General features: G+C 65.0%; 10 protein-coding genes and 2 pseudogenes. 5 read left to right on the top strand and 7 right to left on the bottom strand.

Going from position 1 to position 16263, the window contains the following annotated elements; genetic code table 11:
• The first annotated feature begins 9 nt into the window (after positions 1–9).
• Positions 10–498: a hypothetical protein gene (locus G6N41_RS15690; RefSeq protein WP_231608520.1), complete on the top strand. Its 489-nt coding sequence runs from the start codon at positions 10–12 to the stop codon at positions 496–498.
• Between the two features lie 33 nt (positions 499–531).
• On the opposite strand, the gene G6N41_RS15685 is transcribed toward G6N41_RS15690, so the two are convergent.
• A complete protein-coding gene (locus G6N41_RS15685; RefSeq protein ID WP_020728581.1) occupies positions 532–1260 on the bottom strand; it encodes a GntR family transcriptional regulator in 729 nt (242 codons plus the stop codon).
• Positions 1261–1491: 231 nt separating this feature from the next.
• On the opposite strand from G6N41_RS15685, the gene G6N41_RS15680 reads away from it, so the two are divergent.
• Together G6N41_RS15680 and G6N41_RS15675 are read left to right on the top strand one after the other, a co-directional pair.
• Entirely contained in the window at positions 1492–2880 is a 1389-nt protein-coding gene (locus G6N41_RS15680) for an APC family permease (RefSeq protein ID WP_231608518.1), read from the top strand.
• On the top strand, positions 2877–5816 hold the full coding sequence (locus G6N41_RS15675; protein WP_198913306.1) for an aminotransferase: 2940 nt from the start codon (positions 2877–2879) through the stop codon (positions 5814–5816). Before G6N41_RS15680 ends, G6N41_RS15675 begins: the two co-directional genes overlap by 4 nt.
• Before the next feature lie 45 nt (positions 5817–5861).
• Here the strand turns inward: G6N41_RS15675 and tpiA are convergent, their stop codons facing one another.
• The 3 genes from tpiA to gap are packed head-to-tail and all read right to left on the bottom strand — an operon-like array spanning position 5862 to position 8926.
• Positions 5862–6647 (bottom strand): triose-phosphate isomerase, encoded by a 786-nt coding sequence (tpiA, locus tag G6N41_RS15670; protein ID WP_198913305.1) that lies wholly within the window; start codon positions 6645–6647, stop codon positions 5862–5864.
• A complete protein-coding gene (locus tag G6N41_RS15665; protein ID WP_198913304.1) occupies positions 6644–7894 on the bottom strand; it encodes a phosphoglycerate kinase in 1251 nt (416 codons plus the stop codon). Before G6N41_RS15665 ends, tpiA begins: the two co-directional genes overlap by 4 nt.
• A gap of 12 nt (positions 7895–7906) precedes the next feature.
• Positions 7907–8926, bottom strand: a complete 1020-nt coding sequence (gene gap / locus G6N41_RS15660; protein WP_198913303.1) for a type I glyceraldehyde-3-phosphate dehydrogenase — start codon at positions 8924–8926, stop codon at positions 7907–7909.
• Positions 8927–9275: 349 nt separating this feature from the next.
• Here gap and G6N41_RS15655 point away from each other — a divergent pair, with 349 nt between their 5' ends.
• Positions 9276–10049, top strand: coding sequence for a beta-xylosidase (locus G6N41_RS15655; protein WP_198913302.1), 774 nt, complete (start codon positions 9276–9278; stop codon positions 10047–10049).
• Positions 10050–10056: 7 nt separating this feature from the next.
• Here G6N41_RS15655 and G6N41_RS15650 read toward each other — a convergent pair.
• From G6N41_RS15650 to G6N41_RS15640, 3 genes and pseudogenes are all read right to left on the bottom strand, one after another.
• Positions 10057–11479, bottom strand: a pseudogene (locus tag G6N41_RS15650) (phytoene desaturase family protein).
• Positions 11476–13223, bottom strand: a pseudogene (locus tag G6N41_RS15645) (DUF3556 domain-containing protein). Before G6N41_RS15645 ends, G6N41_RS15650 begins: the two co-directional pseudogenes overlap by 4 nt.
• A gap of 185 nt (positions 13224–13408) precedes the next feature.
• A complete protein-coding gene (locus G6N41_RS15640) occupies positions 13409–15187 on the bottom strand; it encodes a PE family protein (RefSeq protein WP_231609017.1) in 1779 nt (592 codons plus the stop codon).
• Positions 15188–15517: 330 nt separating this feature from the next.
• On the opposite strand from G6N41_RS15640, the gene G6N41_RS15635 reads away from it, so the two are divergent.
• Entirely contained in the window at positions 15518–16261 is a 744-nt protein-coding gene (locus tag G6N41_RS15635; RefSeq protein WP_231609016.1) for a lysophospholipid acyltransferase family protein, read from the top strand.
• Positions 16262–16263 lie beyond the last annotated feature (2 nt).

The following is a 16263-nucleotide window of genomic DNA, read 5'->3' as shown; positions in this document are numbered from 1 at the left end:
CACACCTCGGTGAGCTATCCCCACCAACCGGCGCCGTACCCGCATGATCGCCCCCCACATCAGGCTTATCCGCCCGCACCGCACGGCTACGTCCAGCCGAGCCCGGGTTCCGGCGGAATCGCGGTAACGACTCAGTACTTCCCGCTGGGGTTCATGTTGGCGCTGTTCAAGCCCAAGATTTTCATCAATGGCTTCCAGGTACCGGTTGCCGGTTGGGGTCGCACGGTGGTGCCCGTGCAACCGGGACGGCACCGGGTGCACGTGCATGTGCCCTACTGGTTGCCGTCGCAGATCGGGCCGGCGGACACCCTGGTGGATGTCTACCCTGGGCAGCTGGCCGAATTGGGGTACAAGGCGCCGGTTTGGGGGTACAGCGCCGGGTCGCTGGGCACGCCGCCGCAAAGCTACAACGGCGTCGGAATCACCATCGCCGTGCTCACGATCGTCGCTGCCTTGGTGTTCGTACTGCCGATCATCGTGGTGTTGTTTCTGGCATGACTCAGCGGACCCGCAGCACTGCAGCCGCTGCAGTCAGCTGGCGACGATCCGGATCAGGACGTCGCGGTTGATCCGAAGATGTTCGGAGATGAGCTGCGTCGATCGTTGCTCGTCGCGGTCGCGAAGCGCCTCATACATTGCCTTGTGCTCGCCGAATGCCTTTGCCGCATCGGTCTTGTACTCGCCCTCGCTGGCCTCGAGAATGGCCAGCGCATAGAGCATCTCGGCCTCGATCGCCGCAAAAAAGCGATCCACGCGCGGGCTGTCGAGGAGGCCGATGATTGCCGCGTGGAAGTCAAGGTCAGACTTGACGATCAGCCCGGAATCGGTCCCCCGCGAGGCCTGCTCCAGCCGGCCGAGCGCCTCGGTCAGGCGGTGGAACCGGTACCCGGAATCCACCGCGCCTGCCCTACACCACCGTTTTGCGGCATCGAGTTCGAGGACCTCGCGCGACCGGTACATATCGGTGATGTCTTCAGCACTGAAGTCGACCACGGTCGAGCCCTTGTGCCGCTGATGGCGAACCAGCCCGTTGGACTCCAATACCCGAAGCGCATCTCGAACCGTGCGACGAGACACCTGATACCGGTCGGCAATCAATTCTTCGCGCAGCGGCGCACCGCGCTTTGCCTCGCCGGACAGGATCGACTCCTGGATCAGATCCGCGACCTGTTCGCCGATGGTGCCGCGCGCCGGTAACCGCCCGCACGTCTGATCTGGACTATCCGCCCTTGGGATCACCACCGCTTCTTCCTCGAGCATTCGTCGTTTCAAAACATTGTTACCACGACGGTTTACACCGCCAATGAGCACGCGCCCGGCAGCCGGCCGAAGTCTTCGGTTCGCGCTTACCGAGATCGGCGCGTATCGTCTACCGACGAATCGTGTCATTGTGATATTGGTGATCAATGTTTCCTCGCAAATCTACGCACCTCTAGGTGGGAGGCCCAGCATGCAAGACGGTTCGACGCAGTTGATCAGACCGGTGCCATCGTGAGTCAGCCCACAGGCGAACCACGGCTGCGCCGGGCGTTGGGCGTGGCCGGGCTGGTTGCATTCGGCTTGGCCTACATCGACCCGCTCGCCATGTTCGACACATTCGGCGTCGTCAGCCAAACGACGCACGGCCACGTGCCGACCGCCTACGTCGTGACATTTGTTGCGATGCTGTTCACCGCCGCAAGCTACGCCGTGCTCGTCCACGCCTACCCCAGCGCCGGGAGCGCCTACACTTTCGCGCGCCGCTCCTTCGGCGGCAACGTCGGCTTTCTGACCGGCTGGGCATTGATGCTCGACTACCTGCTGTTGCCCCTGGTCAACTACCTATTGATCGGGATCTACCTCAACGCGCAGTTCCCCGCCGTCCCGGCGCCCGTCTTCTGCTTGGCCGCAATCGCCTTGGTCACCACCGTCAACATTGTCGGCGTCGTCATCATGAACCGCCTCAACTTCGCGCTCGTCGGTTTGCAGCTGGCGTTCGTCCTCGTTTTCATCACGGTGTCGCTGCTGTACCTGCGCGACCACCCGGACGCGTCGCTGCTACAGCCGCTCTACAGCGCCGGATTCCGCGGCGGAGACATCCTCGGCGGGGCGGCCGTCGTCGCCTTGAGCTTCGTCGGGTTCGACGCGGTGTCGACGATGGCTGAGGAGGCGCGCAACCCGCGCCGCACGGTTCCGCTGGCGATCATCCTCACGGTGCTCATCGGCGGTGCGACCTTCTTGTCAGTCTCCTACTGTGCCACCCTGGTCGAGCCGGACTACCGCGCAATCACCACGCCAAACTCGGCCGCATTGCAGATAGTCGTTTCCGCCGGCGGCCATTCGCTACAAACATTTTTTATCATCGCCTACATGTGCGCCTGCAGCGCCGCCGCGCTGTCATCGCAAGTCAGCGTCACCCGCATCCTGTACGCCATGGGACGCGACGGTGTGTTGCCCCGTGCGGTGTTTGGCCGGATCAGCCGACGATTCCGCACCCCGATCGGAGCGGCGCTGGTCGTCTCGGCAGTCTCCACGCTGGCGCTGATCGCGGACCTCGAGACGATGGCGTCGATCGTTAGTTTCGGCGCATTGGCCGCCTTCACCCTGGTGCATCTCGCGGTCACCGAGCACTTCCTGATCGATCAACGCCGGCGCGGCTGGCGGAGCTGGGCGCTGTACGCGGCGATGCCTGCCGTCGGTGTGGTCCTCACGGGCTGGCTTTGGACCAGCCTGTCCGTCGGTGCCTTTGCCATCGGGTTTGCCTGGCTCGGGATCGGAACCACCTACCTGGCCGTACTGACGCGCGGATTTCGCGAGCCAGCACCGGCGGTGGATTTCGACGCCGACGCCGCGCCCATCCAGACCGAAATTGCTCTCACCAAAGAAGGGACCCTGCAGTGAAACCCGTGAAAGCCCCGACGGGCTTCGACTTCTTCGCGCACCCGGAACTGCCGGGGCCGCCGGTCAGCGAACGCGATGCCGAGAAGTTTGTCGTCGAGAACTACGGAATCAGCGCTCGCGCCAGAAGTCTGGGAAGCCAGCAGGACGCCAACTTCTTGATGACAGATCCCCACGGCAACACCGTCGGGGTGCTCAAGGTCGCCAACGCGGTGTTCAGCACCGAAGAGATCGACGCCCAGGTCGAAGCCGTTGAATGGGTGGCCGAACGCGACAGCGCACTACGACTCCCCCGCGCCATCCCGGACCGCCGGGGCCAGCGCCACGCTCCCATGTCGATCGGGCAGGAAATGCTGGGAGTGGCGCGCCTGCTGACCTTCCTACCGGGCGGCGCCATGTCGCAGTCCGGATACCTCGCACCGAAGATTCTCGCCGGGATGGGCAATGTGACGGGTCGTGTCAGCCGGGCGCTTGCCTCATTCGAGCATCCTGGGTTGGATCGCGTGCTGCAGTGGGATCCACGCTTCGCGAGCGAGTCCGTCGATGCCCTCATCGGGCATGTAGCCGAACCCGCGGAGGCTCACCGCCTAGCGGTCGCCACCGCCACGGCGGTCAACAGCCTACAGCGCCTTAACCCACAACTGCCGCGACAGGCCGTTCATCTCGATATCGCCGACACCAACATGGTGGGGTCCCCGGGCAGCGACGGTCGCCGCCACCCCGATGGCGTCATCGACTTCGGCGACCTGACCAAGACCTGGGCGATCGCCGAGCTTGCCACCACCGTGGCCTCCTGCCTGTACCACGCGGGCGCCGAGCCGGCCACCATTCTTCCGGTCGTCGCCGCCTTCCACGCCATTCGTCCCCTCAGCGGCGACGAGATCGAAGCGCTGTGGCCCATGGTGATCGCGCGGGCTGCCGTGCTACTGGTCAGCGACCTGCAACAGATCGCCATCGACCCCGGCAACGAATACGCCGCCAACACCGTCCAACGCGAACGGGTCATCCTCGACCAGGCTCTGCTGGTGCCGGCCCCGGTGCTGACCGGCCTCATCCGCGACCGGCTCGGCATCGTGCAACCGCAGCACCACCCGCTCCCCAAACCGCACCGACCGATCATCGATATCGACCCAAAGTCCATTGTGAGATTGGACTTTTCCGTGGAGTCCGACGCCGCGAACCGGGGCGCCTGGCTCGATGGCGCCCTCGCCCACGAGCTGGCAGATTCCGCACTTTCATCCAACGCACTCGCCGCAGCGACGCGCTACGCGGCCACCCGCGCGGATTACATCGCACCGTTGCACCCACGAAGCAGCCCCACCATCGCCACCGGCATCGATTTCTGGCTACGCGAAGACACGGAGCTCGTTGCCCCGTGGGCCGGGGACGTCGTCGCCAGCACCGGGACCATCACCCTACGCACCGACTCCCATGAGCTGCAGCTCACCGGCGCACAGCCGGTGCCGACTAGCGGCCAGCGCGTCCAAGCGGGCCAGCCCTGGGCCAAAGCCCCCTTTGGCCAACGCATCCACCTCGCGCTACGCCCGACCGACGCGCCCACCGCGCCCCACACGGTACGTCCCGAGTACGCACCTGGCTGGTTGGCGGTCACCGAAGATCCGGCCGCGCTGCTGGGCTTGGAGCCAGCCCCCTCTGATGGGCTCGACGTCCTGGAACGGCGCGCCGCCACATTCGCCGAAGTGCAGGAGCACTATTACGACGACCCGCCTCAGATCGAACGAGGCTGGCGGCACTACTTGCTGTCCACAGCGGGGCGAAGCTATCTGGACATGGTCAACAACGTCACCGTTCTGGGACATGCCCACCCAGGTGTGGCCGCGGCGGCGGCGCGCCAACTAGAGCGGCTCAACACCAACTCGCGATTCAACTACGCGGTGGTGGTCGAGTTCTGCGAACGACTTACCCAGCTGCTGCCGGATCCCCTCGACACCGTATTCCTGGTCAACTCCGGTTCGGAGGCCGGCGACCTCGCAATGCGGCTGGCGATGGCGGCCACCGGCCGGCGCGATGTCGTCGCGGTCGGCGAGGCATATCACGGCTGGACCTACGCCACCGACGCGGTATCCACGTCGACCGCGGACAACCCCAACGCGTTGAACACCCGCCCGGACTGCGTGCACACCGTGGAGTCCCCGAACAGTTTCCGCGGAAAGTACCGCGGTGCCGGGGCGTCCCAGTACGCCCACGACGCCGTCGCCGCCATCGAGGACCTGGTGCAGTCGGGCCGTGCGCCCGCGGCATTTATCGCCGAAACCGTCTATGGCAGCGCCGGAGGGATGGCACTTCCCGATGGATATCTGGACGCGGTATACACCGCCATTCGTGCCGCGGGCGGCCTGACCATCGCCGATGAGGTCCAGGTCGGGTACGGCAGGCTCGGCAAGTGGTTCTGGGGATTCGAGCAACAAGGCGTTGTGCCCGATATCGTGGCGATCGCCAAGGCGACGGGCAACGGTCATCCCGTCGGCGCCGTCATCACCAGCAAGGCCGTCGCGCAGCGGTTCCGTTCGCAGGGCTACTTCTTCTCGTCCACGGGTGGCAGCCCGCTGTCGAGCGCAATCGGGATCGCAGTGCTCGACGCCCTGAAAAGCGAACGGCTACAACACTATGCCCTGGCCGTCGGCAGTCACCTGATCGCCCGGATACGCAAGCTGGCCACCAAACACCCGCTGATCGGTACCGTCCACGGTTTCGGCCTCTACATCGGCGTCGAGATGGTCCGCGACCGCAAGACACTGGAGCCAGCGCCCGAAGAGACCGCTGCCATCTGCGACCGGATGCTCGAACTCGGAGTCATCATCCAACCAACCGGCGAGCGGATGAACATTCTGAAGACCAAGCCACCGCTGTGCATCGACATGACCGCGGCGGACTACTTCGCCGATACGCTGGACCGAGTGCTCACCGAGGGTTGGTGAGCTACTCGATGAGCACTCGCGGGACCGCTCGCCGTGACTGCCCGGTTACGGCAGCGGTCCCCCGGCGGCGATGGCCGCCAGCGTCGCAAACTGTTCACCATCCAACGACGCGCCACCCACCAGGCCACCGTCGACGTCCGCTTGCGCGATCAGTTCGCCGATGTTCTTCGCATTGACCGAGCCGCCGTAGAGCACCCGAACCGCGTCGGCGATCTGCGGCGAGGCCAGCGAACCAAGCTCGCTGCGGATTGCCGCACAGACTTCCTGGGCGTCGGCTGCGCCAGCTACCCGCCCGGTGCCGATCGCCCAGACCGGCTCGTAGGCGATGACCACCTTGCTGATCTGCTCTGCTGACAGCCCGGACAGCGAACCGCGCAGCTGTTCGACGTTGTGCGCCACGTGATTTCCCGCCTCACGCACATCGAGGTGCTCGCCGATGCAGACGATCGGAGTCAGGTCGTGCTTGAGCGCCGCGGCAGCCTTGGCGGCCACTAGAGCGTCGTCCTCGTTGTGGTAGGTGCGCCGTTCGGAGTGCCCCACGACGACGAAGCTGCAGCCCAGTTTGGCCAGAAATGCCCCACTGATGTCACCGGTATAGGCACCGGAGTCGTGCTGGGACAGGTCTTGACCGCCATAGGTCAGGCGCAGCTTGTCACCGTCGACCAAGGTCTGCACACTGCGCAAGTCGGTGAACGGCGGAATGACCGTCACATCGACTTTGTCGTAGTACTTGTCCGGCAACGAGAATGCGATCTTCTGCACCAGAGCGATCGCCTCGAAGTGATTGAGGTTCATCTTCCAGTTGCCGGCGATCAACGACTTGCGGCTCACGCGGGTCCTCCGCCCTCGGTTTGGCCGGGCTGGGGTCTACCGAGCACCTCGATGCCGGGCAGCGTCTTGCCCTCCAGGTATTCCAGCGACGCGCCGCCGCCGGTGGAAATGTGCGAGAACGATCCCTCCGAAATGCCAAGCGCGCGAACCGCGGCAGCGGAGTCACCGCCGCCGACCACGCTGAACGCACCTTTGCCGGTCGCCGCGACAATCGCCTCGGCGATGCCCCTGGTGCCCGTCGCGTACGCCGGGAATTCGAATACGCCCATCGGGCCATTCCAGAAGATGGTTTTGGCGTTGGACAGCAGCGCGGCGAACCTCTTGACCGATCCCGGCCCGATATCCAAGCCCATCGTGTCGGCCGGGATCGCATCCGCGGCAACGGTTTGAGGTGGTGAATCGGCGGCGAACTTCTCGGTCACCACCACGTCGACGGGTAGCCGCAGCACATCGTGGTAGGTGTCGAGCAGCCTTCGACAGGTGTCGATCATCTCTTTCTCCAGCAGCGACGTGCCGACCGAGTAGCCTTGGGCGGCAAGGAATGTGAAACACATTCCGCCGCCGATCACGATGCTGTCGGCCTTGGTTGCCAGCGACTCGATGACACCGAGCTTGTCGGATACCTTCGACCCGCCCAGCACCACCGCGTACGGCCGCTCGGTCGAACTGGTCAACTGCTCGAGCACGCGGATTTCATCAGCCACCAACCTGCCGGCGTAGTGCGGCAGCAATGTGGCGACGTCATACACCGAAGCTTGCTTGCGGTGCACCACGCCAAAGCCATCCGAGACGAAAGCACCTCCCGGGCTGACCAGTTCGGCGAGCTGCTTGGCCAAAGCGAGGCGCTCGCCGTCGTCCTTGCTGGTTTCGCGCTTGTCGAAGCGGATGTTCTCCAGCAGCAGGACGTCGCCGTCGGTCAGTCCTTCGGCGCGAGCGAGCGCATCGGTGCCGACGATGTCTCCGGCCAACTGCACGTGCCGGCCCAGTTGCTCGCCAAGAGCCGCGGCAACCGGCTCCAGAGACAGCTTCGGGTCGGGCCCATCCTTGGGACGACCAAAATGCGCTGCGATGACGACCTTGGCGCCGGCGTCGAGCAGCGCTTTCAACGTCGGTACCGACGCGGTGATGCGGCCCGCATCGGTAATGACACCGTTCTCGTCGAGCGGCACATTCAGATCGGAGCGCACCAGCACCCCGCGACCCGAAACACCTTCAGAGAGAAGGTCTTCAAGGGAATGGATGGTCACGGCTGCCGGAACCTAGAGGGACTTGCCGACCAGCGCGACCAGGTCGATGAGCCGGTTGGAGTAACCCCATTCGTTGTCGTACCAAGACACCACCTTGGCCTGGTCATCGATCACCTTGGTCAGCCCGGAATCGAAGATCGAGCTGTGCGGGTCGGTGACGATGTCGCTGGACACGATCGGGGCGTCGTAGTACTTCAGAATGCCCTTGAATCTGCCTTCGGCCGCGGCTTTGAACGCCGCGTTGATCTCTTCGGCGGTCGCGGCCTTGGCCAATTCCGCGGTCAGGTCGGTCACCGAACCGGTCGGGATCGGCACCCGCAGCGCGTAACCGTCGAGCTTGCCCTTGAGCTCGGGCATCACCAGACCGATGGCTTTGGCGGCGCCGGTAGAAGTCGGCACGATGTTGAGCGCGGCGGCCCGGGCACGACGCAAGTCCTTGTGCGGCCCATCCTGCAGGTTCTGGTCCTGGGTGTAGGCGTGGATGGTGGTCATCAGGCCCTTGACGATGCCGAACTCGTCGTGCAGCACCTTGGCCAACGGCGCCAGGCAGTTCGTCGTGCACGACGCGTTGGAGATGATGTTCTGGCTGCCGTCGTACTTGTCGTCGTTGACCCCCAGCACGATGGTGAGGTCCGGGTCGGTCGCAGGCGCCGAGATGATCACCTTCTTCGCACCCGCGTCCAGGTGGCCCTTAGCCTTGGCAGCGTTGGTGAAAAGACCGGTGGACTCGACGACGACATCGACCCCCAGGTCGCCCCAGGGCATCGCCGCCGGGCCCTCCCGCACCTCGAGGGCCTTGATCTTCACACCGTCGACGACGATGGTGTCCTCGCCCTCGAGACGCACGTCCTGGGGCAACCGGCCCAGAATCGAGTCGAATTTGAGCAGGTGGGCCAGCGTCTGATTGTCGGTGATGTCATTGACGGCGATCACCTGGATGTCCGCGCTGCCCTGCTGTTGTTGAGCCAATAAGGCCCGGTAAAAGTTGCGGCCGATTCGACCAAAGCCGTTGATACCTACCCGGACCGTCACTTGCCTCTCCCTGCCTTCCATGTCCGCCTAAAAGCGCCTTGCCCGTCAGCCTAGATCAGTGACACGCGTCACCGCCCTGCCGGTAACAAATGCCAGAACTCTGCGGCCGCGAAAACCCAGGCGCGGCGCGGCGGGTTCGCCGGCCCCGGCGGACAGGGCCGGAAGGGGATTCGAGGGGAAACGTCACCATTTGGAAACGGCGCGGTGCGGCGCGGCGCGTGTATCGCGGCGGCCGCTAACAATTGCGCCGGTCGGCTAGACACGAGTGCAGTAGGACCATGCGGTGTTACTGCACCAATTGATTGCAGAAGTACCGGGCGCGAATAAAAATAAAGAGGAGTCGGCGTTGATGACGATCTTTGATCGGTTCAACTTCAAGGTAGTTGCCTGCGCTGGGCTGTGCGGAGCCGCTATTGCGTTGAGCCCACAAGCGGCAGCTGTCCCGCTGAAAACCGACGGCTACGCGTGCATCCAAGGGATGGCGGGCGAAGGCGGAGCACCGGCGGCGGGCGGTCCGGCTGCGGCGGGCGGTCCAGCTGCGGCCGGCGGTCCGGCAGCGGCCGGCGGTCCGGCAGCGGCCGGCGGTCCGGCTGCGGCCGGCGGTCCGGCAGCGGCCGGCGGTCCGGCAGCGGCCGGCGGTCCGGCAGCGGCCGGCGGTCCGGCAGCGGCCGGCGGTCCGGCAGCGGCCGGCGGTCCGGCAGCGGCCGGCGGTCCGGCAGCGGCCGGCGGTCCGGCAGCGGCCGGCGGTCCGGCAGCGGCCGGCGGTCCGGCAGCGGCCGGCGCGACATGCGCGGCCAGCGCTCCCATCAATGACATGGCTGGTGTTCCGATGGCGGTGCCAGGTCCCATTCCGGTGCTTCCGGCTGGTGCGCCACTGATCGATCTCGGTGGGGCCGCGGCGGCCGCACCGGTACCCATCCCGGCCGGCGCACCCATCCCCATCCCGGCCGGCGTTCCGCTGATCGCGCTCGGGCCGGTGCCCCCGGGCGTTCCGGCGGCCGGAGCTCCCATCATCGATATGTCGGGAACCGGCAAGGACGGGCCAATCGGTCCGGCGCCGGCCGGCGGACCTGTGGCGGGTCAGCCGGTTCAGCCCGGCCCGTCGGGTGCGGGAGCCGGCTGAGACAGCCTCAGCGCCGCTTACGCAACCCCTGCAACCGCCGATTCCGCGGCGTGGTAGCCACACAGTCCGTGGATTCCGGCGCCCGGCGGGGCGGATTGGGAACACACATAGACACCGGGTACCCCGATCGCATACGGATCGAGGGCTATCCGCGGCCGGAAAATGACCTGGAGCCCGTCATTGGCCCCGCCGATGATGTCACCGCCGATGAAGTTGCGGTTGTAGGCCTGTAGTTCGGCGGTCGACTTGCTGACGGTCGCGGTGATGCGATCGCGGAATCCGGGCGCGAATCGTTCTATCTGGTCGATGACGGCGGCAGTGGCGTCGCCGGTATAGCCGAACGGTACGTGTGCGTAGGCCCAGATCGGGTTGATGTTGCCCGCCGAACGCGACGGGTCGGCCAGGTATTGCTGCCCGATCAAGACGAACGGTCGTTGCACCATTCGACCTTGTGCGCGTTGGCGTTCGGTGTCCGCGATCTCGGCGAACGTGCCCCCGAGGTGGACGGTCCCGGCCCGCCGGCAGTCAGGATTGGTCCATGGAATGTCGCCTTCGATGGCGAAGTCGACCTTGAACGCCGACGATCCTTCCCGATAACGCCGGTAGGACCGCCTGATCCGCGCGGGCATCGCATCGCCGTACAGCGTCAGAACGTTGGCCGGGCTGAGGTCGAGCATGACGATGTCGGCATCGGGGATGTCACGGCGGCTGGTGACGGTTATCCCCGTGGCCACGACACCGCCGAGCGCGTTCAGGGCGGCTCCCAGTGCCGCGGTTATCGACCCGGAACCGCCTTGTGCGACGGGCCAGCCGTAGCGGTGGCCGCTGGCCAAGATCATCAACCCCAGCGACGCGGTCAGCGGCCGGTCCAGCCGGGTGTAGACGTGCGCGGCAGCGCCTCCGAACAGTGCGCGCGCCTGCTCGGTACGGAACCAGCGCGCCATCATGGTGGCGGGCAGCGCCGCCCGAGGCCCGAAGGCGGCCAGCCGAAGCGGGTGACGGGGAACGCCGAGCAGCGGGCGGAGCAGGTCGCCCGCCAGTTCATCGAAACCGGCCGCCAGGTCCCCCACCGCACGGCGCCACCGTTTGCCGTCGGGCCCCATGCCCGCCGCGGTGTGTTCAATCGACTGGTGCAGCACCCCGGCCGTGCCGTCGTCGAGCGGATGTGCGCAGTCGACTTCGGGCCAATTCCACGTCAACCCGTAGCTTTGAAGGTCGATCTCATTCCAGAACGGTGAGCCGACACCCAGTGGGTGAAACGCTGAGCAGTGATCGTGGATCACCCCGGGCACGGTCAGCTCACCCGAACGCGCTCCCCCACCGATGGTGTCGTGCGCTTCAAGCACCTGCACCTCGACCCCGTGCCTGGCCAACTGGATCGCGGCGGCCAGGCCGTTGGGCCCGGCCCCGACAACGACTGCCTTGGTCATTGGGCGGCGCGTTGAGTCGTCACGTGTACCGGAAATTCGTCGCCGGGCTCGGGCCACGGCTGCCGGGCAAGCATGTCCTCGACTGTGACGTACCCGGCTTCGATCAATCCGGTCTTGGCGTCGACGATGCGGTACCACTGCTTTTGGATGTGGATCGGTTGACCTTCAAGGATGATGACGCGCAGGTCGCCGTCGGCGAAATTGCAGCGCCGCTGCACGGCCTGTACCAGCTGCTCATTGTGCAGGTGGCCCTCGCCGAAGTTCCAGCCGACCAGCGGCCCGGCCACGATTTCGCCCTCACGGACCTTGTACTCGGCTTCGTTGCCGATCGCCCGGGGCAACAACCCGTTGAGCGCCCTGCCGTGGGTATGCATGGCCCGGAACGCGGCCGTCTTGTCGGCCATGATTTCGGCCGTGTTCGCGTCGTAGAGCTTGGCCAACTGGTTGACCACCAGCGCGGAGCTCTTGACGACGCTGGCCTCGATCTTTTCCTCGGCCCCGGCACGGAAACACCACACGCTGGTGGCCCAGTTACCCGCGTAGTAGCGCATCGCCGGCAAGAACGAAATCTTTTCCGGGAAAGGTTTCCCGCTACCACCACGGCGACAGCGGCGAGCACGATCACCAGCAGCAGCGGGGATCGAAGATCTATGGCGCGGATCGAACCGTAGTGCCCGAACAGATAGAACAGCGAAAAGATGAAGAACACATTCCACTCCAGCGGGACTCCCATGGGGAGGTTGGAAAGGATGTTGAGGTGGAAGATCACCATGAACCCGATCAGGAACCAGCGCCACGGCTGGTCACCGGCGACGAGCACCAGAACCGCCGGAACCAGGAACTCCGCCGTGGTCCCACCCACGTGGGCCATGAGTTTCGGCAGCCAGGACGGGCGCAGGTCGTTGACGTAGTCGCGGTAGAGCAGATGCTTGATCGGATTGAACAGCCTGCCGCGCAGTAGCGCGTTATTGCTGGTCATCACCGCGACGACGTACGGGAAATGGTGGTTGAGCTTGGATGTGGCCGCTCCCCACCACAGGCAGAGCATGATGATCTTGAACGCCGCAATCTGATCGGTGAACGGGAAGAAGAACACGAACAGCTTCAGCCAATAGTGTTCCCCGCGCGCGGCCAAAAAGACCGTCTTGTCACGCAGACCCAGTAACGCCAGCGCGATGATCGTCGGTACCACCAGGATCGGGTCGATCAGGCCGACGTCACCGCTGGCTGTCACCGGCCCGGCATGGCCGGGAGAAAGCAGTGCCCATCCCCCGCTGATCAGGACGATGGCGTAGAGCGTCACATCCACCACGGTGCGAGTGTCCCCATCGGTGAAGGGCACCTTTGCCGGCCAGGGGGGCAGGCGAATTGTCTTGGGTCGCAGCCAATAAAGGAACCCGCCAACCGGCGGCATGAACCGCCCGGTCAACGGTCCGGAGCCGCAGCCAAATCCGAGGACCTCGAACAGCAGCGTGAAGATGATGACCTTCTGATACACGATTGGTTGCGTCCACCAGTCGGCGATATGCCCCAGCCCACCCAAACCCGGCGTCAGCGAGATGATCGCCGCGGGGGCGGCGACGTAGATCGCGATCTTGAGCAAATAGAGCAGGTAAACCGCATACGGGGTCCCGAAGCCATGTTCGGCCCAGTGCCGAGTAACAACCTGCAGTCGCGTTGCACGTGGCAGGGTATGCCAGGTTTCGTGATCGACGTCTGGCAAGTCCGGTGACATGAATCCCATAGCGGCCTCATTCTCGGTGCGAAACCCTGCTGGTGTGTCCCTTGCGGTTCCAATCTATCGGCACCACGCGGCCGACGAATAGATGCTTTTGAATCCCGCCGTGCTTTCCCCGTCCGGCCGCGACCAAAAGCACTAGCACACAATGCCTTCACGGCCTTCAGGTTGCTGCACCGACACGGCAACTATCAGGGAAAGTCACGACCGATGTAAGCGGAGACCCCGGCCGCGATCGGAATTGTCGCACCGAAAGTCAGCAGCATGGCGTTGGTGGCAGGGATGAGTTGCAGGTTTTGATTGAAGCCGCTGAGGTTGCCGGCCGCCAGATCCTTGATCGCGTTGATCGAATAGTAGGTATCGGCGGTCAGAATGACCCCCGGCCCTTCGATCAAGATCGGCAACACCTGCCGGCCAACGTAGATCGCGTTGAGCAGTTCGGAAGAAGCGCCGTGCCTGGCGGCCTCGGCGGAGAGGTCGGCACCATATTGGTAGATGCGCGATGTGATGGCGGGATTTATCTGCCCGTTGATGACGCTGTCGAGTGCGCGATACAGATGATCGAGCGGCCCGGCTATCGCGCCGCCGAGCTGCGGTGGAACCGCAATGGTGCTAAGAACACTCGCCGGCCAGCCGGGGATGGGCGGCGCATTGCTCCATATTTCCGGCAGCAACGGCGCGGCCGGCAGATCCGGTAGCGGCGGTAGCCCCATGCCGGCCAGGCCATTATCGATCCCCCGCACCGCGCTCTCGACGAACGCGCCCGCGACCACGTTGGGATTGACATTGGCGGGGAACAACGACGCGGGGGTGGGTACATCCGCGTATCCGGTTCGGTCGTAGCCCAACTCAAAGACGTCGCGCAGACCGGGCTCAATGCCATCGAGCACCGAATCGGGCACAATGCCGCGCAGCGGTTGCAGCAAAGGCAAGTGCTCGTTCGGGATCAAGATATAGGTGGTGTTGACGTCCGGCGAGGACACCGGCAGCACCACGCCCGCCGCCACTTGATCAGGCGTGAGCCCGTAGTAGAGGCTGTGCGAATAGGAGATACCCAACAGCGCATTGACGTCCGCGACGACATTGAGCGGGTACTGCGGTAAATCGGCAAAGCCGTCATATTGGGTCGTGTAGACCGTCGTCGGGTACTCGGTGACCGGCGTCGCGCCATTGAATGTCAGACCCACTGATTGGATATACAGACCTGGAAAACGCGCCAGGATCCCGCCGTTCGGGTTATTCGGATTGCCGAGCAATACGAACGAGAGGTCTTCGGGGCTCGGCCTGCTGTCGATGGGCAGGCTCTGCAGATGCCGCATCTGCAGGGTCGCCACCGAAGCGCCCTGCGAAAAGCCAGCAACGACAACGCGATTCCCGTCGGCGAGTTGTTGCGTGATCGCGGCGTGCAGGTAGCCGGCTCCCGTAGCGGCCGATTCATCGAAGGTCAGGTTGGGAATCCCGGTAAACGGCTGGAACTGCGCGGGTGTCTGTACGCCGAAAAGCGAATCGCCAAAATAGTGCGGTGCGACGAACAGGTCGTAGACCTCCCGCATGAAGCGATACGACGGTCGCGGGGTTCCGGTGGAGCCCACGACCAAGACCGAGCGCCCCCCGGACAGCAAGGCCCAACTCATCAGCGCGTCAACGCCGGACGCTCCCGCGGAGGCGGCGCCGGCCCCAGACCATGCCCTGCCCGGCGCCGTCAACCCGGTGAGTAAGTCTTGCTGCACGTTGCGCAACAGCGCCGCGTTGCCGGTTTCCGCGTCCGCGTACCAACCCGCGGTCCGATCGAGGGCCTGCACCAATTGGTCGTGATAGGTGGCCAGCTGGCCGCCCAGGAGCTGATATTCCTGGGCGTGGGTGCTCATCAACGCCGCGATCCCCGCCGATACCTCGTCAGCCGCCTCGGGAAGAAGCCGCGTGGTCAGGGCCGCGGCTGCCGCGTTGGCCGCCTCGATTGCCGATCCGATGCCCGTTAATTGGGACGCCGCGGCGACCACCGTCTCCGGCGCGGTGACCACGAACGACATCCCACCCCCCTCCGCCGCCTGACCCAGGCAGCTCTGGCAAGGTCAGCCGCCCAGCACATCTAGCAGGGCGGATGCTATCGCGATCCGGCGAACTCTGGTGGGTGATTCGCCGAGATCACTGCCGCCCACCCGGTGGGGCCGCCGGCCGCGGGACCAATTGGCCATCGGTACCATCGGTTGACCCACAGCGCCCATGGTCAGGGGATCTTCGTGAGCGATACCGACAACGACAACGACATCGAAAAGTTCGACCCGGGCCTGACCCGGCGCATGATCGGTGTGATGTGGCCGGTGGTGAAGACGTACTTCCGCTCCGAGGTCCACGGCTTGGACTCGTTTCCGCCGGGCGGGGCGCTAGTGGTGGGCAACCACTCCGGTGGCATGTTCCCGATGGACGTCCCGATCTTCAGCGTCGACTTCTACGACAAGTTCGGTTATGACCGGCCGGTCTACCCGCTCAGCCACGACATCCTGTTCATGGGCGCGACCGGGTCGTTCTTCCGGCGCACCGGCTATATCCGGGCCAGCCGAGACAATGCGGCAAAGGCATTGCGCTCCGGCGGGGTGGTGATCGTGTTTCCCGGTGGCGACTACGACGCGTACCGGCCCACGCTTTCGGAAAACGTCATCGACTTCAACGGCCGCAAGGGGTACGTCAGCACCGCGATCGAAGCCGGCGTCCCCATCGTGCCCGCGGTGTCCATCGGCGGACAGGAAACCCAGCTCTACCTGTCCCGGGGCACCTGGCTCGCCGAACGGCTTGGGCTAAAGCGGTTGCTGCGCAGCGATATTCTGCCCCTCTCGTTCGGCTTCCCGTTCGGATTCAGCGCGGCTATCCCGCCCAACCTGCCGCTGCCGACCAAGATCGTCACCGAGGTGCTGGATCCGATCGACGTCATCGCCCAATTCGGCGAGGATCCCGACGTGGACCAGGTCGACCAACATGTTCGTTCGGTGATGCAGGAGGCTCTCACCAGGCTGGCCGCCACTCGTCGATTCCCGATTCTGGGCTGAGC

This window comes from Mycobacterium shottsii (assembly GCF_010728525.1).
GTDB classification, from domain to species: domain Bacteria; phylum Actinomycetota; class Actinomycetes; order Mycobacteriales; family Mycobacteriaceae; genus Mycobacterium; species Mycobacterium marinum.
Note: the sequence above shows the minus strand (reverse complement) of the source record. Positions and strands in the feature narration are given on the sequence as shown.